Source organism: Streptomyces sp. NPDC058257 (assembly GCF_042881845.1).
Lineage (GTDB): Bacteria > Actinomycetota > Actinomycetes > Streptomycetales > Streptomycetaceae > Streptomyces.
Genome location: NZ_JBHVXJ010000016.1, coordinates 166,466 through 191,186, shown reverse-complemented (window position 1 = coordinate 191,186; position 24,721 = coordinate 166,466). Strand labels below are relative to the sequence as shown.

Sequence of the window (24,721 nt, the reverse complement as noted above, 5' to 3'; positions counted from 1 at the left end):
TGGGGCGGCTGCGTTGCGTTGCTGCTGTGACGTGCGGGTTCAGTATGGCTGGGGCGGAGTGGGGTCTCTCCCCCAGCCCGCCCCTTCCCCGAACCGGGGCTCCGCCCCGGGCCCCCGTCGTGGACTACTTCTCCGTCACCCCTGCCGAGTCGAACGTGGCCACCTCGTGCATCGCGCGGGCCGCGCTCTGGACCACCGGGAGGGCCAGGAGGGCGCCTGTGCCCTCGCCCAGGCGGAGGTCGAGGTCGACCAAGGGGCGCAGGCCCAGCTTGTTGAGTGCCGCCACGTGGCCAGGCTCCGCGCTGCGGTGGCCCGCGATGCAGGCCGCGAGGACCTCGGGGGCGATGGCGCGGGCGACAAGCGCCGCCGCGCCGGCGCTCACGCCGTCCAGGATGACGGCGGTACGCAGGGAAGCGCCGCCGAGCAGCAGGCCCACCATCGCCGCGTGCTCCAGGCCGCCGATCGCCGCGAGAACGCCGATCGGATCGGCCGGGTCGGGCTGGTGCAGTTCGAGGGCACGGCGCACGACGTCGACCTTGCGGCTGTGCATCTCGTCGTTGATGCCGGTGCCGCGGCCAGTCACCTCGCCCGGGTCGGTGTCCGTGTAGACGGAGATGAGGGCCGCGGACGCCGTGGTGTTCGCGATGCCCATCTCGCCGGTGAGCAGGGCCTTGTTGCCCGCGGCCACCAGGTCGCGGGCGGTCTCGATGCCGACCTCGATGGCAGCCTTGACCTCCTCGCGGCTCAGCGCGGGCCCTGTCGTCATGTCAGCCGTGCCCGCGCGGATCTTGCGGGGCAATAGGCCCGGGGTGGCCGGGAGTTCACTGGCCACGCCCACGTCGATGACACAGACCTCGGCGCCGACCTGGTTGGCGAAGGCGTTGCAGACCGCGCCGCCGCCGAGGAAGTTGGCGACCATCTGCGCGGTCACTTCCTGGGGCCAGGCGGTGACGCCCTGGGCGTGCACGCCGTGGTCGCCCGCGAAGATCGCGACGGCCGCGGGCTCCGGGATCGGCGGCGGGCACTGCCGGGAGAGACCGGACAGCTGGGCGGAGATGATCTCCAGCATGCCGAGCGCGCCCGGCGGCTTCGTCATGCGCTTCTGCCGCTCCCACGCCTCGCCGAGCGCCTTGGCGTCCAGCGGGCGGATGTTGGACACGGTCTCGGCGAGCAGATCGTGCGGGTCCTCGCCGGGCAGGGCACGACGGCCGTACGTCTCCTCGTGGACCACCCAGGAGAGCGGGCGGCGCTTGGACCAGCCCGCCTGCATCAGCTCGGGCTCCTCGGGGAACTCGTCGACGTATCCGACACAGAGGTAGGCCACCACTTCGAGGTGCTCGGGCAGGCCGAGGGTCCTGACCATCTCACGTTCGTCGAAGAAGCTGACCCAGCCGACACCGAGGCCCTCGGCGCGCGCCGCCAGCCAGAGGTTCTCGACGGCGAGGGCCGAGGAGTACGGGGCCATCTGCGGCTGCGTGTGGCGGCCCAGGGTGTGGCGGCCGCCACGGGTCGGGTCGGCGGTGACGACGATGTTCACCGGGGTGTCGAGGATCGCCTCGATCTTCAGTTCCTTGAACTGCTTCGCGCGGCCCTTCGGGAGCGACTTCGCGTACGCGTCCTTCTGGCGCATGGCCAGCTCGTGCATCGTGCGCCGGGTGTCGGCCGAGCGGATGACGACGAAGTCCCAGGGCTGGGAGTGGCCCACGGAGGGCGCGGTGTGGGCCGCCTCCAGGACGCGGAGCAGGACCTCGTGCGGGATGGCGTCGCTGCGGAAGCCGTTGCGGATGTCGCGGCGTTCGCGCATGACACGCAGCACGGCTTCGCGCTCGGCGTCGTCGTAGGCGGGGGCGGCGGGCGTCTCCGGCTGCTGAACCGCTTCCGGCACCGGCTCCTGGATCGGCTCCTGGGTCGGCTCCGGGGCGGCGGCCGACTCGTCCGTGGCTTCCGGCGCCTCGACGGGCGGCGCGGCTTCGGCGACGGCGGCGGGCTCGGGGGCCTCGGCCACTGCCGCTGCCTGTGCCTCTGTCGCTGTCTCCGCTTCGGCGGGTGCTCCGGCGGGTGCTTCGGCGGGTGCTTCGGCGGGCGCTCCGCTCACTTCGAGGGGCATGGCTTCGGCGGCTGCCGTCTCCGTCGGTTCGGGCGCGTGCGCCACGGGCTCTTCCACCGCTTCGGGTACGGGCGTCTCCGCCGCGGGCTCTTCCCCGTCACGCGGTGCGGGGACGGTGGCCACGGGCTGGGGTGACACGGGCTCGGGGGCCTCTGCGACTTCGACGGCCCCAGTGACCTCGGCGACCTCGGGGGCCTCAGGAGCCTCAGTGACCTCCGCGGCTTCCGGGAGAGCCGCGGGCTCCTGGGGCTCGGGGGCCTCGGATACCTCCGGGGTGCCCGGCGTCTGAGGGACGTCGGCCGCCGGTACGGCGACGGGCTCGGGCTGCGCCTCGGGGGCGACGGGCTCCGGGGCCTCGAAGTGCTCCGGAGGCACGGACAGGGCTTGTGGCGGCGTCGGGGCCAGGTGGGGCGTGGTCGGCACCGAGCCCTCGACCGGCACGAACTGACCGAGGGGCGCGGGCGCCTGGGCCATGACGGCCTCCGCGTGCTGGGGGGCCTGCGGGATGTGCGGGCCCTGCGCCGTGTGCCCGGCGGCCGCGAGCGGCGCGTCCGACCAGGGCTGCGCTCCGGCCACGGCGAACTGCGGCTGGCCGGAACCGGACGCGTACGCGGTCCGGCCGACGGCGGCCACCTGCTCGGCGTCGGCGGTGGGCGGGAGCTCCTGGCTCGTGTCCGGGGCGGGCGCGGACGGGTCCACGGCCGACGGCTGCTCGGCGGCCACGGCGAACGCGGGCTGCCCGGCCTCGGCGGCGGCGTGCGCGAACTGGTCGTCGGCCTCGGCGCCTTGCGCGATCGCGGGGTCGGCGGCGTCCGCGGCCTGCGGGAAGGCCGCCGCGGGCGTCTGCGCGGCAGGCGTGGCGGGGGAGGCGGGTGCGGCGGACGGCGTCAGCTCGGGCTGCGGGGCCTCGGGCTGCGGGGCCTCGGTGGCGAGTGAGTCCGGCGTGCCCTGTGCGTCCTGAGTGCCCTGTGCGTCCTCTGTGACGGGTGTGGCGTCCGGGACGACCGTTTCTGCTGGTGCGACGGCCTGCGAGGGCTGGGGGGACTGCGAGGGCTGCGGGGACTGCGGCTGAGGCGTCCACGGCGTAGCACCCTGCGGCGCGATCTCGCCGAGCTGCGGTCCCGGCATCCCTTCGCCGTCACGCGGGATGTCGAGGTACTCGGGCCCCACGGTCGGCGGACCCGCGTGCCGCACGGGCACGGCGTGCTGCGGGGCACCGGCCGGGCCGCGGTCGGCGAGCGAACGTACGGGACTCCCCGTGCCGTCGGGCACGACGGGGCCCGAAGGACCCCGGTGCAGCGGACGCCGTGAAGGACCGGGGTGCGAGGCGGGCGCCGGCGCGGGCGCGCCGGGCAGCTGGACGCCGTTCAGGTCGACCGAGCCGCTGTCGCGTCCTGCCGTCTCGTGCGGGCCCGGCTGGTGCATGGCCTGCGGCTGCCCGAGCGACTGCTGCCCGCCCAGCGAATTGCCGCCCGAGTGCCGGCCACCGACGGACTGGCCATTGACGGACTGGCCATTGACGGACTGGCCATTGAGGGGCTGGCCATTGAGGGACTGGTCCCCCACGGACGGCTCGGCCACGGGCTGACCGGCCGCGTACGGGTCTGCGGGAGACGGGTCACCCGCGTACTGCCCCGTGCCCTGCGCCTGGACGCCCACGGGAGCACCCACAGAAGCACCCACCGGAGCACCCACGGGCTGCGCACCCACCGGCTGAGCGACGCCGTGCTGCGCGGTCCCGCTCTGGGCGACCCCGTACTGGTCGGCAGCCGACTGCGGCTCGCTCCAGGCGCCCTGGGCACCCGGCATCAGCAGAAGGTCGTCATCGTCGGCGGGGGCGACGCTCTCGGCGGGATTCTCGGAGGGGTCCAGGTAGGTGTACGCACCCGGGGCGGGGACGCCCGGCTGCTCCACCATGCCTGCGTTCTCCGGCAGTCCCTCGCCCGGGACCTGGCCGGTGTCGGTCATGCGTAACCCCTCGCCCATCGGTTAGTGCTTCTTCGACCGCCCCTCAGCCTTTGGCCGGGGAAGCCCCATTGCCCGGAGCGGCGCACCAACCGCCCGTCATCCTCAACGAGCGTGCACGCCGCGCGGCACGAACCGCGTACGGACAACAGGCATTGTCCCGGTCGGCCTGCCACCGCGGCGGCTTGATCCGCAACGGCCCGCTGTGGGCTGCGCCACGTTGCGCGCCCTCCGGTCCTGCCGTACCACACACCCCCCAAAACGGGCGAGCTTTCCGGACATTGGACAACTATTTGCCGGGCACTCGGTGCGGTACAACGATCGGCCAGCCTACCCCGCACCGTGCGGCAACAGGGTCACGGGGCGCGATCGGGCAAGCCCACCCGTCGCCCGGCCACCGCCTCTCAACGAGGCTCTTCGAGCCGCCCCGATGTTCCCGAGAGCAGGAAGACCACGGTCCGCTCACGCTCCGTCCACGCGCGCGTGTCCAGCTCGACGGACTGGAGCAGCGCGCATTCCACCGTGTATCCGTGCTCCGTCAGGCCCCTGCCGATGAGTTCGGCCGCGTCTCGGGTCGACGCGTGCGTCACGATGCGCGCCGGGCGGCGGTCGGCGACGGCGGAGACGACCTCGGCTCCTCCGCCCCCGACCCGTACGACGTCGGGCTCGGGCAGGTCTTCGAGGATGTGCGGCGCCGTGCCGTGGACGATCTGCGGCTGGACGCCGAAGTGGCGGGCGACCGCCATGGTGCGTGCGCAGGCGTCGGGGTCGGCGTCGACTGCGATGACGGCGGCGCCGAAGCGGGCGGCCTCCGCGGAGAACGCGCCGCTGCCGCAGCCGATGTCCCAGACCAGGTCGCCCACGCGCGGGCCGATGCGGGCGAGTTGGGCGGCCCGCAGACGGTCGCTCTCGCCCTCGCCGAGCTGGGCCTCGCCCCCGTAGGCGGGGGCGGGCAGCGCCCAGCCGCGCCGGGTGCCCGGGTCGCGCCCGGCGATCCAGCCGGTGTCGGACGCGGCGGCCGGACCGCCGATGACGATGACGACGTTCGGGTCGCGCCAGGTGTGGTCGGCGGCCTTGTCCGAGGTGAGGACGGTGACCTGTTCGCGCTCGGTGCCGAGCTCCTCGCAGATCACGAAGGTGCGGTGCACACCCTGGAGGAGCAGGCCGAGCTCGGCCGGGCCCGCCCCCGGCGAGGTGAGGACGGCGACCTTGGTGTGCGCGCGGCAGACGTTCACCGCGCGGCGCAGGGTGCGCGGATGGGCGACCACGACCTCGGCGTCGTCCCAGGGCATTCCGGCGCGGGCGAAGGCCTGGGCGACGGAGGAGACAGCGGGCACCACTTCGACCTCAAGGCCGAATTCGGGGGCGCGCAGGGTACGTACGACGCCGAAGAAGCCGGGGTCGCCGTCGGCGAGGACCACGGCGGTGCCGCGGTGGGCGGCGATGCGGCGGGCGGCCAGGCTCACGCTGCCCAGCCGGATCCGTTCGGCGGCCGGTGGCACTTCGGTGAGCGCCAGGTGGTGGGCGGCGCCCGCGACGAGGGTGGCGGCGCCGAGCGCCGAGCGAGCGGCGGCGGTCAGCGGCGAACCGTCCCAGCCGATCACCGTGACGCGGTCGGCCATCGTCGTCTGTCTCCTGGGTCGGTTCTCGCGTGGTGTCGGTGGCGGCCGGGCTTCGCGTGTAGGGGGCAACCGCGTGCGACCAGGGGCGAGCGTACCTGGTGGGGGCCTCAGGTGCTCAAGGGGTCAGTTCCACTCGGAGAACGCGCTGAACCCGCTGTCCGCGAGCTGCTCGCCGACTCCTTCGAGATCCTCGGGGAGCAGGCTCCACACGATGAGGTCGGTGCGGACCTCGATCCAGCCGCCGAACGGATCCCCCCCGTTCCTCGTACGCGCTATCCAGGCGCCCCGCAGGACTCCCTCGCTGATGCAGCCGATCTTCTGCGCGACCTGCTGGGCCGCCGTGTTGTCGGCGGCGGTGCGCAGCTCGATGCGCTCGAAGCGCTGATCGTTGAAGAGCCACTGGGCGATGGCGAGCGCCGCCTCCGAGGCGTAGCCCTCGCCGCGGGCCCAGGGGGCGACGACGTAGTTGAGTTCGCAGGAGCGCACGCGCCAGCTGGTGTCGCGCAGTTGCACCGTGCCGACAAGCCGCTGGGTGAGGAACTCGGTGACGGCGAGGGCGATTCCGTGGCCCTCGGTGCGCTCCGCGGGCGCGAGCCGGGAGATCCAGTCGCGGGCGTCGTCCTCGGTGTAGGGCTGGGGCGCGGAGGTCCAGGCGGTGACCATCTCGTCGTTCATCATCTCCGCGTACGCGGAGACGTCGGCGTCTTCGAACGGGCGCAGCACCAACCGCTCCGTGCTGATGGAGACGTCGGGGAAGGTAGTCATGCGCTGCTCCGTAACCTGGAACCCTCGGGCCTGCTGAAGAGCCCAGCATGCAGCATGTCGGCGCGCAAACCCACCACGGGGTCCGCTCCCGCATCAGGAGTGGACCCCGTGGTGAGGGCGGAAACGGACTGTGCGTCAGCTCGTTTCGACGGGCAGGACGGAGCCCTTGTACTTGTCCTCGATGAACTGCTTCACCTGGGGTGAAGTGAGCAGCTTGGCCAGCTTCCTCACCCGGGGATCGTCCTGGTCGCCCTTCTTGACGGCGAGGACGTTGTTGTACGGATTGTCCTTGGGCGACTCGAGAAGGATGGCGTCCTTCTTGGGGTCGAGCCCGGCATCGAGGGCGTAATTGTTGTTGATGGCCGCCGCGTCGACGTCCTCCAGGGCACGCGGCAGCTGGGCGGGTTCCAGCGGCTTGATGGTGAGCTTCTTCGGGTTGGACGTGATGTCCTCGGGGGTCGCGGTCGAACCGGCCCCCTTCTTGAGCCCGATGAGGCCCTTGGAGGCGAGGAGTTGGAGCGCCCTGCCCTCGTTGGTGGTGTCGTTTGGAACGGCGACGGTCGCACCGGCGGGCAGCTCGGCGATGTCCTTCGTCTTCTTCGCGTACACACCAAGTGCGGGCAGGTAGACCTCGGTCACCGGCACGAGACTCGTCCCCTTGGACTTGTTGAAGTCCTCCAGGTAGGGGGTGTGCTGGTAGAGGTTGGCGTCGAGGGAGCCTTCCTGGAGCGCGGTGTTCGGCGTGACGTAGTCCGTGAACTCCGTGATCCTGAGGTCGAGTCCCTCCTTCTTCGCGAGGTTCTCCTTGATGTACGTGAGGACTTCGCCGGCCGGGGTCGGGGTGGCGCCGACGGTGAGCTTGTCACCGTCGCCGCTTCCCGAGCCGGAGGCCGATTCGCTGCCGCAGGCGGTCAGGCCCAGCGTGAGGGCGAGTGCTCCGGCGGCGGCCGCCATGACGCGCGTACGCATGATCAGAACGCCGCGACGACGGCACCGTCGTACTTGTCGTCGATGAACTTCTTGACCTCGGGCGAGGTGAGGAGCTTGGCGAGCTTCTTCACGCGCGGGTCGTTCTCGTCGCCCTTCTTCACGGCGAGGAAGTTGCCGTATGGGTTGCCCTTGGCGGGCTCGGCGACGATGGCGTCCTTGGCCGGGCTGAGCTTGGCCTCAAGGGCGTAGTTGCCGTTGATCACCGCGGCGTCGACGTCACCGAGGGAGCGGGGCACCTGGGCGGCCTCGAGCTCCTTGAACTTGATGTTCTTCGGGTTCTTCGAGACGTCCTTGGGCGTCGCGTCGTAACCGACGCCCTTCTTGAGCTCGATCAGGCCGTTGTCGGCCAGGAGCTTGAGCGCGCGGGCCTCGTTGGTGGTGTCGTTCGGCAGGGCGACCGTGGCGCCGTCCTTGAGGCCGTCGAGCTTCTTGACGCTCTTGGAGTAGACGCCGAGCGGCTCCAGGTGCACCGTCGCGTTCGGGACGGGCACGATGTCCGTCCCGTTCTTCTTGTTGAAGTCGTCGAGGTACGGCTTGTGCTGGAAGTAGTTCGCGAAGACCTCGCCCTGCTGGACGGCGGTGTTCGGGGTGACGTAGTCGGTGAACTCCTTGACCTCGAGGTCGAGGCCCGCCTTCTTGGCGAGGTTCTGCTTGACGTAGTCGAGGATCTCGCCCTGCGGCGTCGGGGTCGCGGCGACGACGAGCTTGCCGTCCTTGTCGCCCGCGGAGTCCTTGTCGGAGCCGCACGCGGAGAGCCCGAGGGTGAGGGCTCCGGCAGCGAGGACAGCGGTGGTGATCTTGGCGGTGTTACGCACGAAAAGTGCCTTTCTCCATGGGTGGTACGCCCCGCGATGGGATGTGCGGGGTGGGTTCAGAGCGAGGGGGTCGGGGGCGGCGGGGACGACGCCTTGAGCTTGAGCAGGCGCAGCTTGGGAGCGGCGCCCGAGTGGCCGCCGCGCCGGTGCAGCCTGCGGGCCGCGTAGTCCCCCGCGAACTGGATGATCGAGATGACGACGGCGAGGACGCCGACGGTGATCCACATCAGTTCGGTCTCGAAGCGCTGGTATCCGTAGCGGATCGCGATGTCACCTAGGCCGCCCGCGCCGACGGCGCCGGTGATGGCCGAGTAGCCGATGATCGTGACGATCGTCGTGGTGGTGCTGGAGATCAGCGAGGGCAGCGACTCCGGTACGAGGACCTTGCGCACGATGGTCCAGGTGTTGCCGCCCATCGACTGCACGGCCTCGACGAGGCCGCCGTCGACCTCGCGCACGGCGGTCTCCACGAGACGCGCGAAGAACGGCGTCGCACCGATCGCGAGCGGCACGATGGCGGCCTCGCGGCCGATCGTCGTCCCGGTGATCCAGCGTGTGAAGCCCATCAGGGCGACCATGAGGATGATGAAGGGCATCGAGCGCGCGATGTTCACGATCTGCCCGATGAGCTTGTTCAGGACCGTGTTCTGCAGCAGCCCGCCCCGGTCGGTGAGGACCAGCAGGATGCCGAGCGGCAGTCCGGCGACGACGGCTATCAGCGTCGACCAGCCGACCATGTAGAGGGTGTCCCAACAGGCCTGCTCCAGCAGGGGCTGCATCTCCGACCAGGTCACTTGGCACCTTCCTTGACCAGCAGCGTGCTGTCCTTCGGGGTGGTCGCGGGGTCTTCGCCCGCGATGTCCACCTGCAGTCCCTGCTCGCGCAGGAAGCCGATCGGCACGACGTTCTCCTCGAAGCGTCCCGGCAGCTCGATGCGCATGCGGCCGACCTGCTTGCCCGCGACCGTGTCCATCGCGGCGCCGAGGATCGAGATGTCGATGTTGTACGTGCGCGACAGCTGGGAGATGACCGGCTGGGTCGCGGCCTCGCCGTGGAAGGTCACGTCGACGACGGTGCGGTCCTCGCCCGTCGCCTCGCCGCTGACCGGGAAGAGCGCGGCGGCCAGCTCGGATCCTGGCGTCGCGAGCAGTTCGGTGACGGTGCCCGACTCGACGATCCGCCCGTTCTCCATGAGGGCGGCGGAGTCGCAGACGCTCTTGACGACGTCCATCTCGTGCGTGATCAGCAGGACGGTCAGACCGAGCTGCTGGTTGAGGTCGCGCAGGAGCCTCAGGATGGAGCGGGTGGTCTCCGGGTCCAGGGCGCTGGTCGCCTCGTCGGAGAGCAGCACCTTCGGGTCGCCCGCGAGCGCGCGGGCGATGCCGACGCGCTGCTTCTGGCCGCCGGAGAGCTGCGCCGGGTAGGACTTCGCCTTGTCGGCGAGGCCGACGAGGTCGAGCAGTTCGAGCGCCTTGCGGGAGCGCTCGGCGCCGCTGAGACCGAGGATTTCCAGGGGCAGCTCGACGTTGTCCTGGACGGTGCGCGAGGACAGCAGGTTGAAGTGCTGGAAGACCATGCCGATGCGGCTGCGCGCACGGCGCAGGTCCTTGCTCGCGCGGCTGCCGCGCCCCGCGAGGGCGGTGAGGTCCTGACCTGCGACGGTCACGGTGCCGGCGGTGGGACGCTCCAGGAGGTTCACGCAGCGGATCAGGGAGGATTTGCCGGCACCGGACTGGCCGATGACGCCGTACACCTCGCCTTCGCGGACATGCAGATCGACGCCGTCGAGGGCCGTTACTTCACGACCGCGTGAGCGGTAGACCTTGGTGAGGCCGGAAGTGGTGATCACAGGGGTTTCCGTCACTGTCGAGTGCGCGGCGCGGTTCTCGCCGGGCACGGGGCATTCGTGGGGAACGCGGCACGGTTTCTCGCGGTGGCGAAAAGAACCGGAGGACGTGTGCGCGGGGCAGGCTCGCTTCCTACGTCAGGTCCGCCTTCACGGCGTACGTCGCATAGGGGCGCGGCACAGCGGCTTCGCTTCGGGGCGCGATGCTCAGGGGTGGTGCGGGGGCCCTCAGAAGGCGCACATTCGACACATACAACGAGCACCGGGCGTCGTGATCGCCTCGGTCGCAAGGGTGCGGCTGCTCGTCGTGGTCATGTGGACCAGTAAAACACGCGCGTGTCCGCGACCTGTCACCCTCGTCCGCTATACGGACAGTCGGTGGACAGGTATGGGCGGCGGAGGGCGGGTGCTCAGTCCTCGGCGGTGATCTCCACGCCACCCTCGGTGGCCAGCGCGGACACGGCCGAGAGGTCCTTCACCACGACATCGGCGGAGAGCTCGCCCGCGGTGTGCGTTGTGGCCAACGCCACGGTGGTCATACCGGCCGCGCGCCCCGCCGTGAGACCCGCGGGGGCGTCCTCGAAGACCACGCAGCGCGCCGGGTCGACGCCCAGTTTCGCGGCCGCGAGCAGGAAGGGCTCCGGGTCGGGCTTGCCGCGCGTGATGTCGTCGGCGGCGATCAGCATCGCGGGCTCGATGCCGACCTCGGCGAGCCGCGCCTCGGCAAGGCGCCGCCCGGCGGAGGTGACGACGGCCCAGCGCTCGGGGGGCAGGGATGCGAGCAGCTCACGGGTGCCGGGAAGCAGGACGACACCGCCGGCGACGTCCGAGACCTCCAGCTCCTCGATGCGGGCCACGGCCTCGGCCACGCGCTCGGCGGGCAGCATGTCGGCGATGATCTCGGCGGCGGGGCGGCCGTGCAGCTCGACCCGCTCGAATTCCTCGGCGGAGATCCCGTACTCCTGCGCCAGGCGGCTCCAGCAGCGGTACACCGACTCCATGGAGGAGATGAGGGTGCCGTCGTTGTCGAACAGGAGCGCTTCAGCGTGGATCTTCATGGTGTCCGAGCGTACGGGGCACCCCAGGGGTGCGCGCATCGGGTCATAGGGCCCGTAATAAAGTCACCGCATGCTTGTTGCCCTGACGATCGCGACCGCCGTGGCCGCGCTCGCGCTCGCCGCGTGGTGCGGTTTCGCCGCCTACCGGGACCAGCCGACCAAGGACTGGCACTTCATCGGCATGGCCGTGGTGACGTTCCTGGCCACGGTCCAGCTGATCGTCGGCATCGTGCAGCTGGCGCGGGGCGAGAAGCCCGAGCAGGGCACGACGATCTTCGTGTCGTATCTGATCGGCGCCTTCGCCTGCGTCCCGGCCGCGGGTTTCATGTCCCTGGCCGAGCGCACCCGTTGGGGTTCCATCACGGTCGCCGCGGGCGGCGTGGTCCTCGCCGTGCTCCAAGTGCGGCTCTACGACATCTGGGGAGGCTGAGGTGGCGGTGACAGAGCCCGAGAAGCACGGGACTCCCACCCGGCAGAGGCTGATCGGCGGGCCCGGCATCCTCCTGGTGTGGCTGTACGGGGTGATGGTGGTCGGCGCCGTGTCGCGCTCCGCCGTGCAGATCTCGACGGACTTCCACAAGGCGCCGCTCGCGTACACGCTGTCCGCGCTCGCCGGGCTCGTCTACGGCTTCATCACGTACTCGCTCGTGCGCGGCGGCGACAAGGCCCGCAAGGCGGCGCTGGTGTGCTGCGCCGCCGAGCTGGTGGGCGTCCTGGCGGTGGGGACCTGGACGCTCGTCGAGCCGTCCGCCTTCCCCGACGCCACGGTGTGGTCGGACTTCGGAATGGGCTATCTCTTCATCCCGGTGATCCTTCCGGTGACGGCGATCTTCTGGCTGAACAAGGCGCGCAAGGCCTCGGTCCAAGGGGCCTAGGGCTGCGCGCCCCGGCCGCCTACACGCTGGCCGCGAAGGTGTTCGCGTCGGCGTCCTTGGAGAGAGTCACCACCGTCAGCCGTTCGTTCACCTGCTGGGCGCCCACCGCCGCGTAACCGTGTTTGCGGTAGAGCTGGAGGTTCTGCTCGCTGCGATGGCCGCTGGAGAGCTGGAAACACTTTGCGGTGCCGCCCGCGCCGAGCCGCCGCTCTATCGCGTCCAGGAGCCGGCCGCCCAGACCGTGCCGCTGCATCCTGGGATGCACGATGAGTTTGTCGATCCGCGCCGTGCCGTCGGGGTCGACCGTGCCGCGCACCGACGCGACGACCTCGTCGCCGAGCCGGGCCACCAGCACGCTGCCCGTGGTCAGTTCGGCCTTGATGGAGTCGAGGGACTGCGTGAGCGGCTCGATGGAGTAGTCGCCGTACAGCTCTGCCTCGCTCTGGTAGCACAGGTACTGCAGTTTGAGGATCTTCTCGGCGTCCTGCCCGCCCGCCTCCGAGATGGTCACGCTCATGCCCATGTGTGCATGCCTCCCGCTCACCTGCTCCGCCGGTTGTCTACCGCTCCATTCCCCGCTGTTCGGGAACTGCAACCTCCGCCGCGAGCATTCTGCGAAGGCACCCCAGGCAACGGGAGCGTTCCGGCCCCAGGCTGCCCTGTGACATTCCCAACTCGCCTGCGATCTCGCGGTAGGTGAGGTCCTTGGGGGACAGCAGCGCCGCCATGAGACCGGGGCAGCGGCCGGGCAGTCTGCGCACCGCCGCGTGCAGGGTGCGGTAGCGGTCGGCCCGCAGCGCGCGCTGCTCGGGTCCGCCCTCCGTGTCGTCGGCGGGCTCGGTCGCGTACGCCGCTTCGCGCTCTGCCGTACGCCGGGTGCTGCGGGCCTCGGACGCCACGGCGGCCCGCAGCCAGCCGGCCGGGTCGGCGGGTGGGTCCGCGGCGTCCATGCGTTCGAGGAGGCGCAGCCAGACGGCCTGTTCGAGGTCGCCGGGGTCGGTGCCGGAGCCGTGTGCCGCGGCGGAGGCCTCGGCGGCGAGCAGCGGGCGCAACGCGGGGATGAGCGAGTGAGTCATGCAGGGCGGGACGCGGCCGCCCCGGCAGGAGGTTGCCGGAGCGGCCGTCTGTCACCCCAACCGGGGCCGCGTGGTCAGCTGTTGACGCGGCCTCGTCCGTCGGCGCACGTCAGACGGGTGTCAGCCCTTGAGGAAGTCCTCGCGGGCGAGCAGCGCGGTGTCGCAGTTGTCGGAGAAGAGCCCGTCGATGCCCGTCTCCAGGTACGCCTTGAAGGCTCCGAACGCGTCGCCGTAGGCGTTCGGGTCGGTGCCCTTCTTGAAGTTCGTGGGCAGGAAGGTGTTCTCGTTGCGCATGGTGTACGGGTGCAGGATCAGGCCCGCCCCGTGCGCGTCCTCGACCAGGGTGGACGGGGTGCCCAGGCTGCCGTCCGGCTTCCTCGGGATGATCAGGTCGAGCGTGGGTCCGATGCCCTGCGCGAACGACGCCATCCACTCCAGGCCCTCGGGCTTGATGAGGTCGCCGACGGTGCGCGGGTCGCCCGCCTCGACGAAGTCCCAGGGGCGGGAGTTCGCGGTGGACAGGAGCACCACGCGCGGCGGGCCGACCAGCTTGCCCAGGCGCTGGAGGCTGCTCGGCTCGAAGGACTGCAGGAAGTTCGGTGAGTTCTTCTTGTGCCGTCCGTACGTGCGGAGCAGCTTGGCGAGCGGCTCCTCCAGGCCGAGGCCCAGCTTGCGGAAGTACGTGGGGTGCTTGGTCTCGATGTGCAGCCAGATCCGCTTGCCGTGCGCACGGCCCTGCTTCTCGGCCCACTGGAAGACCTCTTCCAGGGTGGGCACCTCCCAGCGGCCGTCGTAGAGGGTGTTGTGCTGGCGGGTGCCGGGGATGCGCTCCTTGGCGCGCAGCGTCTTCAGCTCGGCGAGCGTGAAGTCCTCGGTGAACCAGCCGGTGAGCGAGACGCCGTCCACGGACTTGGTGGTCTTGCGGGACGCGAACTCGGAGTGCGCGGCGACGTCCGTCGTCGCGGTGATGTCGTTCTCGTGACGGCATACGAGATGGCCGTCCTTGGTGGGCACGACATCCTGCTCGATGACGTGCGCGCCCATGTCGAGGGCGAGCTGGTACGAACCGAGCGTGTGCTCGGGCCGGTAGCCGCTGGTGCCGCGGTGCGCGACGATCGTGGGCACCGGCAGGTCCTTGTATCCCCCGTGCCCGTGCCCGTGCTTCGCGTCGGCCCGCGCCACGCCGGGCAGTCCCACGACGGCCGTGCTCGCCCCGAGTACGGCCGCTCCCAGCAGTGCGCGCCGCCCCGGGCGCCGCTCCCCCGACTCCGACTGCCTGGACTTCTGCGTAGCCATTGAGCGCTCCTCCCGATGTGCTGCCTTGCACCTGACAAAGCGGCACGATCGTAGGTGGCCGCACGTGACGGAAGGGAGACCCTGGACCGAACGGAAGGGTGACGCCGGATGGCGACTGGTGTGCGGGGCGGGGTCCGTTCGGTGGGATCCGGCCCGGCGCCGCCCGCGTCCGGCCCGACGCCGACGGCCGCCGGACACGGTGGCAGCGCGTGACCGCGGTGCGTGACAAGGGCCACTAGCGCGCGCCACACCCGGCACACAGGGATAACGTCGTCACAGGGAAGGCGGTTCGAGCGCTGGACCACGCACCCGCGCGTCAACTCTGCGTATCAAGTGCGTGAACCCGATGTGCGGTGAGCGGGGACCCGCGAGTATCGTCCTCACCTGCACATACTCGTCGTCAACCCGTTGACACCGGAGGGCCCGTTGTCCCGTCTCGCGCTCATCAAGGCTGTGCTCGGACCGATCTTGCGTCTGATGTTCCGCCCTCGGGTGGAAGGCGCCGAGAACATTCCGGGCACCGGTCCGGTCATCATGGCCGGGAACCACCTCACGTTCATCGACTCGATGATCATGCCACTCGTCTGCCCGCGTCCGGTGTTCTTCATCGGCAAGGACGAGTACGTCACGGGCAAGGGGCTCAAGGGCCGCCTGATGGCCTGGTTCTTCACCGGCTCCGGCATGATCCCCGTGGACCGCGACGGCGGCCACGGCGGTGTCGCCGCCCTGATGACGGGGCGGCGCGTCCTGGAGGAGGGCAAGCTCTTCGGCATCTACCCCGAAGGCACCCGCTCCCCCGACGGCCGCCTGTACCGCGGCCGTACCGGTATCGCCCGGCTGACCCTGATGACCGGCGCGCCCGTCGTCCCCTTCGCGATGATCGGCACGGACAAGCTCCAGCCCGGCGGCAAGGGCCTCCCGCGCCCGGGCCGCGTCACGGTGCGCTTCGGTGAGCCGATGGAGTTCTCGCGGTACGAGGGCATGGACCGCGACCGCTATGTCCTGCGGGCGGTGACGGACTCCGTCATGACGGAGGTCATGCAGCTGTCCGGCCAGGAGTACGTGGACATGTATGCCACCAAGGCGAAAGCAGCCTGACGGCACGAAGACGTGCGAAAGGGCCGGACCCCCACGGGGGTCCGGCCCTTCGTCGTGCTCGGCAGCGCCCCGAAGGGGCGCGGGGAACTGCGCGACCAGCCACGGCGCGCCCGCAGACGCGAAGCTCACGCGCCGCGGGGCATCAGTGCTCGACGCCGTCCTCCAGCTTCGAGCCCTTCAACAGGAACCACGCCGCCACCGCGGTAGCGAGAAGCACCCCCGCGCCCACGCCCGCCGCGAGGCGCAGGCCGTCGACGAAGGCGTCCTGGGCCGAGGCGAGGAGGGCCTGGGACTCGTGGGCGGGGAGGCCCGCCGTCGACTCCACGGCACCGCCGAGTGATTCGTGCGCGGCCGATGCCACGTCCTGCGGGGTGCCCGCCGGGGCGGTGAAGCCGCGGTAGACGCCGGTCACGATGGAGCCGAGCAGGGCGATGCCGAGTGCCGCGCCCAGTTCGTACGCCGTCTCGGAGACCGCGGACGCGGCGCCCGCCTGCTCCTTGGGCACGCTGGAGAGGATGACGTCGGCGGTCACCGTGAACGAGAAGCCCGCGCCGATGCCGACGACCAGGAGCGAGGCCCCCAGGAGCGGGTAGCCGGTGTTCTGGCTCAGCGTGGTGAGCGCCGCGAGGGCGAGTCCCACCGCCGCGAGACCACCGGCGACCACCGCACGGACCGAGAACCGCCGCGCGACCACGCCCGCGATCAGACCGGCCGCCACAGCGCCCACCGCGGCGGGAAGTTCGGCGAGGCCCGCCTCGAACGGCCGCCGCCCCTGAACCAGCTGCAGGAACTGGGAGAGGAAGAAGACAAGGCCCGAGAGCCCGAGCACCGTGAGGAGATCGGCGAGCACGGCCCCGGAGAACCCCCGGTTGCGGAAGAGCCGCATGTCCAGGAGGGGCGCCGTCAGCGTGAGCTGGCGCCGTACGAACCAGGTGAGCGCCGCCACGCCCAGCACGCCGGCCGCTCCGACGTCCCAGCGGATGCCGTGCGCCGCCGCCTCCTTGATGGCGTACACGACGGCGATCATGCCGATGAGCGAGAGCACGACGCTGATCAGGTCCCAGGGACCCGGCGCCGGATTCTTCGACTCGGGCAGGAACTTGATGCCGACGACGACCAGGACCGCCATCACCGGCAGGTTGATCAGGAAGACCGAGCCCCACCAGAAGTGTTCGAGCAGGAATCCGCCGACGACAGGACCGACGGCCGCGCCCGCGGACGCCATCGCGCCCCAGATGCCGACCGCGAGGCTGCGCTCGCGCGGGTCGTGGAAGATGTTCCGGATCAGCGCGAGCGTGGACGGCATCAGCGTCGCGCCCGCGACACCGAGCAGCGCCCGGGCCAGCATGAGGAGCTCGGGGGTGGTCGCGTAGGCGTTGAGCACCGAGACTCCGCCGAAGGCGACGGCGCCTATCAGCAGGAGCTTCTTGCGGCCGATGCGGTCACCGAGGCTGCCCATGGAGACGAGCAGACCGGCGATGACGAACGAGTACACGTCGCCGATCCACAGCAGCTGTGTGCCGGTCGGCTTCAGATCCTCGCTGATGTACGGCGTGGCCAGGCCGAGCACCGTCGCGTCCACGGCGACGAGCAGCACGGCAAGGACCAGCACGGCGAGTGCGAGCCAGCGGCCGGGGCTGCGCTCGACCTCCGTCGACGCGGTCCGCTGTTCGATGCTGGTCATGGTTCCACTCTCCGTCGTGCTCCGCCGATCAGCAGCTCGGCGATCATGTGTGTGAAGTCCTTGGCGGCCACGCGGCCGTCGAGGACGGCCCAGGCGCCCGCGCCGATGAGGCCGTACAGCGCCTCTGTGAGCCAGACGGCGCTCAGGTCGATGCGGAACTCGCCGCTCTCCTGTCCCCGGCGGAAGAGCGCGCCCATGCCGTCGTCGAGCCGGGTCCAGCCCTCGTGCTGTGCGCCGTCCTCGAAGAGCTGGTTCTCGGTGACGAGGAACGCGAGCAGGCCCGCGGCAGGCTGGAGCTCCTTCACCAGGCGGCGCAGCGCCTCCTCGGCGCTGTCGTCGCCGAGCCGGGCCGCCTCCAGGGCGGCCTCGCACTCCTGGATGCCGAGCTCTTCCAGGGCCCGTACGAGAGCGTCGCGCCCCGCGAAATGGCGGTGCAGGGTGGCACGGCTGATCCCCGCCGCGCGCGCCACCTCGTCCATCGTGGCGGACCCTTTGCGGGTGAGGAGCGCCGCGGCACTGCGCAGCACCTGGTCTCGATCGACTGACATGAGACAACTATAGACCTTGTGAGACAAATTTGTCTCACAAGATACGCGCGCCCCTCACCCGGAGGCCGTCCGGAGGGTTGCTCAGTGCCAGGGCAGCTGCCCGCGCCGCTCCCAGTACGCGACCGGCTCCTCGGCGAGCCCCGCGAGGCGCTCCACCTGCTCCGCGTCGAGATCGACGGCCGCCGCGTGCAGGTTCGACACGAGCTGGACCGAGGTGGCGGCGCCGGAGAGGACCACGCCCGCCCACGGCTGGCGCAGGACGAGGGCGAGGGCGATCGCGTCGCTGCCGAACCCGGTCGCCCCGGCGATCTCGCGCAGGGCGGCGGGGGCGTGCGGGTCGGCGAGGCGGCCGTTGGCCATGGCCTCCTTGACCAGCACGGTGAGCCCCGCGTCATGGGCCTCGGCGAGCGCGGGGCCCGCCGAGGTCTCCAGGGCGTTGTACGTGGCCTGGACGGTACGGAAGAGCGGCTCGCCGTCGACCGTCACCGCGAGGGCGGCGCGGATCGTCTCCGCCTGCTCGGGGCCGCTGACGGAGAGCCCGACGCTCACGCCGTCGGCCGCCAACTCGGCCAGTTTCGCGTGCAGTTCCTTGTCGGTGAGGGCGGGACTCCCAGGCGTCACCGAGTGGATCTGGTAGAGGTCGAGCCGCTCGCCGAGCAGTTCGGCGCTCTCCTCGCGCTGACGGACGTACGCGGCGAGGCTGTGGTCCTTGACCTCGTGCGGGGGCGCGGCGTCGGCGTTCCAGGCGGCCGTGTACGTATAGCCCCACTTGCTGCCGATCACGACGTCACGGATGTCGGGCCTGGCGTTCAGCCAGTCGGCGAGGAACTCCTCCGAGCGGCCGTAGGAGCGCGCCACGTCGATGTACCGCACGCCCAGGGCGTAGGCGGCGTCGAGGAGTTCGAGGGTGCGCTCGCGCAGGGCCTCGACACTGCGCGACGGCGGCAGGTCGGCGTCACGGCCGAGCGTGATGTAGCCGGGCCTGCCGACGGCGGCGAGGCCGAACCCGATGTGGGCGGTGGGGGTGGTCGCTGCGGCCAGGCGCGAGAAAGGCATCGCGGGCTCCGTTCGGTCGGCTCCTTGCGGAAGGACGACCAACGTAACCCGCGATGCCCACGCCGAAGCGGCACGTGCCGCCCGGGCGTCACTTACGCGCCGCGGCCCACTCCTGCTGAACCGTCAGATCGGCCTTGACCTCGGCGAGCTGGACGGCGACGGCCGACGGGGCGGTGCCGCCGCGGCCGTCGCGGGACGCCAGGGCGCCGGGGACGTTCAGGACGGTCCTGACCTCGGGGGTGAGGTGCTCGGAGATCTTGGCGAACTGCTCGTCCGTGAGCTCGTCGAGCTCGATGCCGTGCGCCTCGCACTCCTTGACGCAACCACCCGCGACCTCGTGTGCGACACGGAACGGCACGCCCTGCCTGACCAGCCACTCGGCGATGTCCGTGGCGAGCGAGAACCCGGCCGGGGCCAGCTCCTCCATGCGCTCGCGGTGCACGGTGAGCGTCGCCATCATGCCGGTGAACGCGGGGAGCAGGACCTCCAGCTGGTCGCAGGCGTCGAAGACCGGCTCCTTGTCCTCCTGGAGGTCGCGGTTGTACGCGAGCGGGAGCGCCTTCAGCGTCGACATCAGGCCCGTCAGGTTGCCGATGAGGCGCCCCGACTTGCCGCGCGCAAGCTCGGCGATGTCCGGGTTCTTCTTCTGCGGCATGATCGACGAGCCGGTCGAGAAGGCGTCGTGGAGGGTGACGAAGGAGAACTCCTTCGTGTTCCAGATGATGATCTCCTCGGCGATCCGGGAGAGGTTCACGCCGATCATCGCGGTAATGAAGGCGAACTCCGCCGCGAAGTCCCGCGACGCCGTCCCGTCGATGGAGTTGGCCGCCGAGCCGTGCTCGAAGCCGAGGTCGGCGGCGACCGCCTCGGGGTCCAGACCGAGGGAGGATCCCGCGAGGGCGCCCGAGCCGTACGGCGAGACGGCCGTCCGCTCGTCCCACTGCCGCAGGCGTTCCGCGTCCCGGGCGAGGGGCTGGACGTGCGCGAGGACGTGGTGCGCGAAGAGCACGGGCTGGGCGTGCTGGAGGTGCGTGCGCCCCGGCATCGCGACGTCCGGGTGCGCCTCGGCCAGGCCGACGAGCGCGCCCTGGAGGTCGGCGATGAGGCCTCCGATGATCCGGGCATGATCCCGCAGGTACATCCGGAAGAGCGTGGCCACCTGGTCGTTGCGCGAGCGGCCGGCGCGCAGCTTGCCGCCGAGGTCCGGGCCGACCCGCTCGAGAAGGCCGCGCTCCAGAGCCGTGTGCACGTCCTCGTCGGCGATGGTGCCGACGATCGCACCCGACGCCACATCGGCTTCGAGCTGGTCGAGCCCGGCCAGCATCCGGGTCAGCTCGTCCTCGGTGAGCAGCCCCGCCTTGTGGAGCACGCGCGCGTGGGCGCGGGAACCGGCGATGTCGTACGGCGCGAGGCGCCAGTCGAAGTGGACCGATGCCGACAGCTTGGCCAGGGCCTCTGCCGGACCGTCCGCGAACCGGCCGCCCCAGAGCCGGACGTCACCGCCGTTGTTGCTGCTCACTTCACGTGCTCCTTAACCCTGCGCCCTGCATTCGCCGTCATGCATGAGTATGCAGTGCTCTGTATGTTTCGTCAATCCATCCATGGTCCGAGCGGGCCGCGGCGCGAGTCGTCACAGTAAGTCGTTAGACAGACGAATGACCTCTGCCGAATAATCCTTGGCCATGGGAAAGACCTACGAACGCATTGACGGCAGACTCCGCTCGTTCATCGAGGCCCAGCCTCTCTTCTTCACCGCGACCGCGCCCCTCTCCGGCGACGGCACGGTCAATCTCTCCCCCAAAGGCCTCACCGGCTCGTTCGCCGTCGTCGACGAACACACCGTGGCCTATCTGGACTTCGCGGGCAGCACCTCGGAGACGGTCGCGCACCTGCGCGAGAACGGCCGCATCACCCTGATGTGGTGCGCCTTCCAGGGCCCGCCGAACATCGTCCGGGTGCACGGCCGCGGCGAACCCGTCTTCCGCGACGACCCGCGCTGGGCCGAGTTGCTCGGGCACTTCCCCGACATCGACCCGACCCGGCACGGCCTGCGCGCGATCATCGTCGTGACGGCCGAACTCGTCCGTGACAGCTGCGGATACGCGGTCCCCTTCATGTCGTACGACGAGGACCGCGACCTGCACGGCAGGCGCTTCGCGCGCGAGGACGACGCGTCGCTGAGCGAGTACTTCACCAAGAAGGAGTACATCGCACAGAGCATCGACGGCCTGCCCGGGCTGCCGTTGCCCCTGCCGCCCAGTACGGTCTGAGCCATGCGCCCCCGAGCCGCCGCCCTCGCGTCCGCCGCCGCCCTCCTCCTCGCCGTCACCGGCACCCTCGGCGCGGCGCCCGGAGCGGACGTCCCGCTGCCGGAGCGCATGGCCGACACGGGCGGCGGCACCCAGCTCATCACCGCCCGGGCCGCGCGCACCGGCTCCACCAGCGGCACGGTCACGTGGTGGGACCGGCGCGGCGGGCGGTGGGTGAAGTCCGGGTCATCGGGAGCGCGGTTCGGCGCGAAGGGGCTGGCCGAGGGCGGCTCCCGCGAGCAGGGGACGAACACGACGCCCACCGGGCTCTTCCGCCTTCCGTACGCCTTCGGCATCGCGGCGAAGCCGTCCGGTACGGACTACTCCTACCGCCGCGTCACGAAGGACTCCTGGTGGTGCCAGGACAACAAGTCCCGCGCCTACAACCGCTGGACCCAGCCACGCCCCGGCGACTGCCGCGCCGCCGAGTCCGAACACCTCATCGCCTACGACCCCCAGTACGCGCACGCCCTGGTGATCGGCTTCAACTACGACCGCCCGGTGCGGGGGCGCGGCGCGGGGATCTTCCTGCACGTCAACGGGAGCGGGGCGACGGCGGGCTGCGTGTCCGTGCCGCGCGAGGCGATGGGGCGGATCCTGCGGTGGGCCGAGCAGGGGCGGCGACCGCACATGGCGATCGGGACGGAGTCGGGGCCCACCGCCGTCACGCGGTACTGAGCCGCCCCGCCCGGCGAGGCTCGGTGTAGCGACCACATATCGAGACGGGGTTGCGTCCCCGCCGCACCCGGCGTTGCATCGCCGGGTGCAAACCGAACAGACGACCCCCAGTTCAACGGAGAGCGGCGACAAGGCGGCCCGCCTCGCCGTCACGGTCTTCCCCGTCCTCGTGCTCGCCGCGGGCGCGCTCGGCCTGCTCGCGCCGGACGCCTTCAAGGACTGGGGCACGAACGTCCCGTACCTCCTGGGTCTCGTGATGTTCTGCATGGGGCTCACCATGACCCCGCTCGACTTCCAGGGCGTCGTCAAGCGGCCCTGGGCCGTCGCGCTCGGTCTTGTCGCGCACTACGTGATCATGCCGGGGCTCGGCTGGCTGATCGCCCACGCGCTCGGGCTCTCGCCCCAGCTCGCCGCCGGTGTGATCCTCGTCGGCTGCGCGCCCAGCGGGACCGCGTCCAACGTCGTGACCTACCTGGCACGCGGCGACGTGGCCCTGTCCGTCTCGGTGGCCACCGTCTCCACCGTGCTCGCGCCGCTCATCACGCCGCCGCTCACGCTGCTCCTGGCGGGCGAGTACCTGCCCGTGGACGCGGGCTCGATGGTCACCGACATCCTCAAGACCGTGCTGCTCCCGGTCCTCGCCGGACTCGTCGTGCGCCTGCTGTTCGGGCGCTACATCAAGCGGATCCTCAGCGCCCTGCCGTGGCTGTCCGCCCTGACCATCGCCGTCATCGTGGCCGTCGTGGTCGCGGGCAGCGCCGCGGCGATCAAGTCGGCCGCCCTCCTGGTGTTCGTCGCCGTCGTGCTGCACAACGGCCTCGGCCTGGCGCTCGGCTACGGCGCGGGCAAGCTGGCCCGGCTCGGCCCGCCCGCCTCGCGCGCCATGGCCTTCGAGGTCGGCATGCAGAACTCGGGGCTCGCGGCGTCGCTCGCCACGGCCCACTTCAGCCCCCTTGCCGCGCTGCCCGCCGCCGTGTTCTCCGTGTGGCACAACGTCTCGGGGGCCCTGGTCGCCGCCTGGATGTCCCACCGGGCGCGGCGCGCCGAGAAGCAGGCCGTGCAGGCCTGAGTACGGGCCCGCAGTCCAGGCCCGCGTCCAGGCCCGACGCGCCCCTCGCCGGAGCGTCTACGACGCCCGCAATCGTTCACCGAGCAAATAATCTGCCGGAAACCGTAGACGGGACGGATCAGCTCCGCTTACCTTCTAGACATGCCTGGACAGGTTCATAAACATCATCGCGTCGCGCACGTACTCGCCGACGAGATCCGCGCCGGGGTCCACGCCGACGGCAGCCGCCTCCCCGGCGAGCACGCCCTTCGGGAGCGGTTCGGGGTCAGTCGCACCACCGTGCGTCAGGCGCTGAGCGTGCTCGGCGAGCAAGGTCTCATCGAGACGCACGCGGGCATCGGTTCGCTCGTCACCTTCGACGGCACCCCGCTCGACCAGAAGCTCGGCTGGACCCGGGCGCTCGCCGACCAGGGCACCGAGCTCTCCACGGACATCCTCCGCTTCGAGCGGATCGCCGACCCGGAGCTCGCCGCCGGACTCGGCCTGACAGAACCGCACTTCATCGCTCTGGACCGCGTCAGGCGACTGCCCGACGGCGGCGGCGTCTCCCTGGAGCGCAGCCGCGTCCCCGCTGTGCCCGCCCTCGCCGACCTGCCGGAGCGCGGCCTCGAAGGCGGCTCCCTGAACCGGACCCTGCTCGCCGCGGGACACGTCGCCGCGTCGAGCGACGCCCACATCACGGTCTCCGGCCTTGGCGAGAAGGACGCGGGACTGCTCCACCGTGCTTCGGGCGAGCCGTTCATCCGGCTCTCCCAGGTCTTCCGCGATGCCGATGGGGACGTTGTGGAACAGGTCACGAGCCTGCTCGACCCGTCCCGGTTCCAACTGCACGTACGTACCGGCCGAGGAGGCCACTGATGACCACAGCACCCCCCGCCCTTCTCGACCGCGCGCTCGGCGCGTTCTACGGACTCGCGCTCGGCGACGCCCTGGGCATGCCGACCCAGATCATGTCCCGCCAGGACGTCGTACGGGTCTACGGCACCGTCACCGGGTTCGAGGCCTCCAGGTCCGACAACCCCGTGAGCGCGGGCATGCCCGCCGGCGCCGTCACCGACGACACCGACCAGGCGGTCATCGTGGCGCGGCTGCTCGTCGAGGGCGGCGGGCACATCGCCCCGAAGCGGTTCGCCGACGCGCTCCTGTCCTGGGAGCGGGAGATGAAGGCCAAGGGCTCCTTCGACCTGCTCGGCCCCTCCACCAAGGCCGCCCTTGACGCCGTCGCGGGCGGCACCGACCCCAAGGAAGCGGGCAGGTACGGCACCACCAACGGCGCCGCGATGCGCGTCACCCCGGTCGGCATCGCCTTCGCCGCCGATCCCCTTCCGGACTTCCTCGACCGGGTCGTGGAGTCCTGCCAGGTCACCCATGACACGAACGTCGGCATCGCGGGCGCGGCGGCCGTCGCGGCGGCGGTGAGCACGGGCGTCGCGGGCGGCACGCTCGACGAGGTCTTCCAGGCCGCGATCGCGGCGGCCGAGGCCGGGGCCCGGCGCGGCAACTGGATCGCCGGAGCCGACATCTCCGCCCGGATCGCCTGGGCCCGCGAGCTGGTGGAGGGCCTGGACGAGGCCACGGCCCTGGACCGCGTCGTCGCCCTCATCGGCACCAGCGTCGCCAGCCAGGAGTCGGTGCCCGCCGCGTTCGCCGTGCTCGCCCTGACCGGCGGGGACCCCTGGCGCAGCACCCTGCTCGCCGCGAACCTCGGCGGCGACAGCGACACCATCGGCGCGATCGCGGGCGCGGTCGCGGGGTCGGTGCGCGGCCTCTCGGGTCTGCCCGCCGACGCCGTACAGACCCTTCGTACGGTCAACAGCCTCGAACTGGAGCCGCTGACGGCCCAGTTGCTCACCCACCGCTAGAT

23 protein-coding genes are annotated in these 24,721 nt (G+C 71.2%); 8 read left to right on the top strand and 15 right to left on the bottom strand.

The genetic code is table 11. The features are described 5' to 3' along the window. Nucleotides 1-124 precede the first annotated feature (124 nt). The 8 genes from cobT to ACFVXC_RS31370 form a co-directional block, all read right to left on the bottom strand. A complete protein-coding gene (gene cobT, locus ACFVXC_RS31405; RefSeq protein WP_389912047.1) occupies nt 125-4,075 on the bottom strand; it encodes a nicotinate-nucleotide--dimethylbenzimidazole phosphoribosyltransferase in 3,951 nt (1,316 codons plus the stop codon). 401 nt (nt 4,076-4,476) lie between these two features. Further along, nucleotides 4,477-5,694, bottom strand: coding sequence for a precorrin-6y C5,15-methyltransferase (decarboxylating) subunit CbiE (gene cbiE, locus ACFVXC_RS31400; protein WP_389912044.1), 1,218 nt, complete (start codon nt 5,692-5,694; stop codon nt 4,477-4,479). Nucleotides 5,695-5,817: 123 nt separating this feature from the next. Then, a complete protein-coding gene (locus ACFVXC_RS31395; RefSeq protein WP_389912041.1) occupies nt 5,818-6,459 on the bottom strand; it encodes a GNAT family N-acetyltransferase in 642 nt (213 codons plus the stop codon). A 135-nt stretch (nt 6,460-6,594) separates the two neighbouring features. Next, complete coding sequence (locus tag ACFVXC_RS31390) at nt 6,595-7,428, bottom strand: MetQ/NlpA family ABC transporter substrate-binding protein (protein WP_389912038.1); 834 nt, start codon at nt 7,426-7,428, stop codon at nt 6,595-6,597. A 2-nt stretch (nt 7,429-7,430) separates the two neighbouring features. Continuing rightward, the gene (locus ACFVXC_RS31385) at nt 7,431-8,264 is read right to left on the bottom strand and encodes a MetQ/NlpA family ABC transporter substrate-binding protein (protein ID WP_389912036.1); all 834 of its coding nucleotides are present in this window, start codon (nt 8,262-8,264) and stop codon (nt 7,431-7,433) included. 56 nt (nt 8,265-8,320) lie between these two features. Further along, nucleotides 8,321-9,058: a methionine ABC transporter permease gene (locus ACFVXC_RS31380; protein ID WP_389912033.1), complete on the bottom strand. Its 738-nt coding sequence runs from the start codon at nt 9,056-9,058 to the stop codon at nt 8,321-8,323. Then, the gene (locus ACFVXC_RS31375) at nt 9,055-10,113 is read right to left on the bottom strand and encodes a methionine ABC transporter ATP-binding protein (RefSeq protein ID WP_389912030.1); all 1,059 of its coding nucleotides are present in this window, start codon (nt 10,111-10,113) and stop codon (nt 9,055-9,057) included. Before ACFVXC_RS31375 ends, ACFVXC_RS31380 begins: the two co-directional genes overlap by 4 nt. 407 nt (nt 10,114-10,520) lie before the next feature. Then, nucleotides 10,521-11,168, bottom strand: coding sequence for an HAD family hydrolase (locus ACFVXC_RS31370; protein ID WP_389912027.1), 648 nt, complete (start codon nt 11,166-11,168; stop codon nt 10,521-10,523). A gap of 70 nt (nt 11,169-11,238) precedes the next feature. Between ACFVXC_RS31370 and ACFVXC_RS31365 the strand changes: the two genes are divergently transcribed. Further along, nucleotides 11,239-11,598 carry a hypothetical protein gene (locus ACFVXC_RS31365; RefSeq protein WP_389912025.1) on the top strand — a complete coding sequence of 120 codons (360 nt, stop codon included), beginning with the start codon at nt 11,239-11,241 and terminating at the stop codon, nt 11,596-11,598. A gap of 1 nt (nt 11,599) precedes the next feature. Next, nucleotides 11,600-12,043, top strand: coding sequence for a hypothetical protein (locus ACFVXC_RS31360; protein ID WP_389912023.1), 444 nt, complete (start codon nt 11,600-11,602; stop codon nt 12,041-12,043). 19 nt (nt 12,044-12,062) lie between these two features. On the opposite strand, the gene ACFVXC_RS31355 is transcribed toward ACFVXC_RS31360, so the two are convergent. The 3 genes from ACFVXC_RS31355 to ACFVXC_RS31345 form a co-directional block, all read right to left on the bottom strand. Next, nucleotides 12,063-12,566 carry a GNAT family N-acetyltransferase gene (locus ACFVXC_RS31355; RefSeq protein WP_389912021.1) on the bottom strand — a complete coding sequence of 168 codons (504 nt, stop codon included), beginning with the start codon at nt 12,564-12,566 and terminating at the stop codon, nt 12,063-12,065. 37 nt (nt 12,567-12,603) lie between these two features. Continuing rightward, entirely contained in the window at nt 12,604-13,119 is a 516-nt protein-coding gene (locus ACFVXC_RS31350; protein ID WP_389912018.1) for an RNA polymerase sigma factor, read from the bottom strand. Between the two features lie 120 nt (nt 13,120-13,239). Then, entirely contained in the window at nt 13,240-14,415 is a 1,176-nt protein-coding gene (locus ACFVXC_RS31345; protein WP_389912015.1) for a glycerophosphodiester phosphodiesterase, read from the bottom strand. A gap of 477 nt (nt 14,416-14,892) precedes the next feature. Between ACFVXC_RS31345 and ACFVXC_RS31340 the strand changes: the two genes are divergently transcribed. Beyond that, nucleotides 14,893-15,513: a 1-acyl-sn-glycerol-3-phosphate acyltransferase gene (locus tag ACFVXC_RS31340; RefSeq protein ID WP_237330157.1), complete on the top strand. Its 621-nt coding sequence runs from the start codon at nt 14,893-14,895 to the stop codon at nt 15,511-15,513. 142 nt (nt 15,514-15,655) lie between these two features. Here the strand turns inward: ACFVXC_RS31340 and ACFVXC_RS31335 are convergent, their stop codons facing one another. The 4 genes from ACFVXC_RS31335 to argH all read right to left on the bottom strand — a co-directional run bounded on the left by ACFVXC_RS31335 (nt 15,656) and on the right by argH (nt 20,320). Further along, nucleotides 15,656-17,197, bottom strand: coding sequence for an MFS transporter (locus tag ACFVXC_RS31335; RefSeq protein ID WP_389912013.1), 1,542 nt, complete (start codon nt 17,195-17,197; stop codon nt 15,656-15,658). Then, a complete protein-coding gene (locus ACFVXC_RS31330) occupies nt 17,194-17,745 on the bottom strand; it encodes a TetR/AcrR family transcriptional regulator (RefSeq protein WP_389912010.1) in 552 nt (183 codons plus the stop codon). The genes ACFVXC_RS31335 and ACFVXC_RS31330 overlap by 4 nt, the downstream gene beginning before the upstream one ends. Before the next feature lie 81 nt (nt 17,746-17,826). Continuing rightward, nucleotides 17,827-18,801: an aldo/keto reductase gene (locus ACFVXC_RS31325; RefSeq protein ID WP_389912008.1), complete on the bottom strand. Its 975-nt coding sequence runs from the start codon at nt 18,799-18,801 to the stop codon at nt 17,827-17,829. A gap of 88 nt (nt 18,802-18,889) precedes the next feature. Continuing rightward, nucleotides 18,890-20,320, bottom strand: a complete 1,431-nt coding sequence (gene argH / locus ACFVXC_RS31320) for an argininosuccinate lyase (protein ID WP_389912005.1) — start codon at nt 20,318-20,320, stop codon at nt 18,890-18,892. A gap of 163 nt (nt 20,321-20,483) precedes the next feature. Between argH and ACFVXC_RS31315 the strand changes: the two genes are divergently transcribed. The 5 genes from ACFVXC_RS31315 to ACFVXC_RS31295 all read left to right on the top strand — a co-directional run bounded on the left by ACFVXC_RS31315 (nt 20,484) and on the right by ACFVXC_RS31295 (nt 24,719). Next, on the top strand, nt 20,484-21,071 hold the full coding sequence (locus tag ACFVXC_RS31315; RefSeq protein ID WP_389912003.1) for a pyridoxamine 5'-phosphate oxidase family protein: 588 nt from the start codon (nt 20,484-20,486) through the stop codon (nt 21,069-21,071). Between the two features lie 3 nt (nt 21,072-21,074). Then, on the top strand, nt 21,075-21,788 hold the full coding sequence (locus tag ACFVXC_RS31310) for a L,D-transpeptidase (RefSeq protein ID WP_389912000.1): 714 nt from the start codon (nt 21,075-21,077) through the stop codon (nt 21,786-21,788). An 85-nt stretch (nt 21,789-21,873) separates the two neighbouring features. After that, entirely contained in the window at nt 21,874-22,857 is a 984-nt protein-coding gene (locus ACFVXC_RS31305; RefSeq protein ID WP_389911999.1) for a bile acid:sodium symporter family protein, read from the top strand. A 141-nt stretch (nt 22,858-22,998) separates the two neighbouring features. Further along, a complete protein-coding gene (locus ACFVXC_RS31300) occupies nt 22,999-23,715 on the top strand; it encodes a GntR family transcriptional regulator (RefSeq protein ID WP_389911997.1) in 717 nt (238 codons plus the stop codon). Next, nucleotides 23,715-24,719 (top strand): ADP-ribosylglycohydrolase family protein, encoded by a 1,005-nt coding sequence (locus tag ACFVXC_RS31295; RefSeq protein ID WP_389911995.1) that lies wholly within the window; start codon nt 23,715-23,717, stop codon nt 24,717-24,719. The genes ACFVXC_RS31300 and ACFVXC_RS31295 overlap by 1 nt, the downstream gene beginning before the upstream one ends. Nucleotides 24,720-24,721 lie beyond the last annotated feature (2 nt).

What these genes read in the sequence shown, in the direction of transcription:
- cobT (WP_389912047.1), bottom strand. Translation starts at nt 4,075, where the DNA reads ATGACCGACACCGGCCAGGTCCCGGGCGAGGGACTGCCGGAGAACGCA.
- cbiE (WP_389912044.1), bottom strand. Translation starts at nt 5,694, where the DNA reads ATGGCCGACCGCGTCACGGTGATCGGCTGGGACGGTTCGCCGCTGACC.
- ACFVXC_RS31395 (WP_389912041.1), bottom strand. Translation starts at nt 6,459, where the DNA reads ATGACTACCTTCCCCGACGTCTCCATCAGCACGGAGCGGTTGGTGCTG.
- ACFVXC_RS31390 (WP_389912038.1), bottom strand. Translation starts at nt 7,428, where the DNA reads ATGCGTACGCGCGTCATGGCGGCCGCCGCCGGAGCACTCGCCCTCACG.
- ACFVXC_RS31370 (WP_389912027.1), bottom strand. Translation starts at nt 11,168, where the DNA reads ATGAAGATCCACGCTGAAGCGCTCCTGTTCGACAACGACGGCACCCTC.
- ACFVXC_RS31365 (WP_389912025.1), top strand. Translation starts at nt 11,239, where the DNA reads ATGCTTGTTGCCCTGACGATCGCGACCGCCGTGGCCGCGCTCGCGCTC.
- ACFVXC_RS31355 (WP_389912021.1), bottom strand. Translation starts at nt 12,566, where the DNA reads ATGGGCATGAGCGTGACCATCTCGGAGGCGGGCGGGCAGGACGCCGAG.
- ACFVXC_RS31350 (WP_389912018.1), bottom strand. Translation starts at nt 13,119, where the DNA reads ATGACTCACTCGCTCATCCCCGCGTTGCGCCCGCTGCTCGCCGCCGAG.
- ACFVXC_RS31345 (WP_389912015.1), bottom strand. Translation starts at nt 14,415, where the DNA reads ATGGCTACGCAGAAGTCCAGGCAGTCGGAGTCGGGGGAGCGGCGCCCG.
- ACFVXC_RS31340 (WP_237330157.1), top strand. Translation starts at nt 14,893, where the DNA reads ATGTTCCGCCCTCGGGTGGAAGGCGCCGAGAACATTCCGGGCACCGGT.
- ACFVXC_RS31335 (WP_389912013.1), bottom strand. Translation starts at nt 17,197, where the DNA reads ATGACCAGCATCGAACAGCGGACCGCGTCGACGGAGGTCGAGCGCAGC.
- ACFVXC_RS31330 (WP_389912010.1), bottom strand. Translation starts at nt 17,745, where the DNA reads ATGTCAGTCGATCGAGACCAGGTGCTGCGCAGTGCCGCGGCGCTCCTC.
- ACFVXC_RS31325 (WP_389912008.1), bottom strand. Translation starts at nt 18,801, where the DNA reads ATGCCTTTCTCGCGCCTGGCCGCAGCGACCACCCCCACCGCCCACATC.
- ACFVXC_RS31315 (WP_389912003.1), top strand. Translation starts at nt 20,484, where the DNA reads ATGGGAAAGACCTACGAACGCATTGACGGCAGACTCCGCTCGTTCATC.
- ACFVXC_RS31310 (WP_389912000.1), top strand. Translation starts at nt 21,075, where the DNA reads ATGCGCCCCCGAGCCGCCGCCCTCGCGTCCGCCGCCGCCCTCCTCCTC.
- ACFVXC_RS31300 (WP_389911997.1), top strand. Translation starts at nt 22,999, where the DNA reads ATGCCTGGACAGGTTCATAAACATCATCGCGTCGCGCACGTACTCGCC.
- ACFVXC_RS31295 (WP_389911995.1), top strand. Translation starts at nt 23,715, where the DNA reads ATGACCACAGCACCCCCCGCCCTTCTCGACCGCGCGCTCGGCGCGTTC.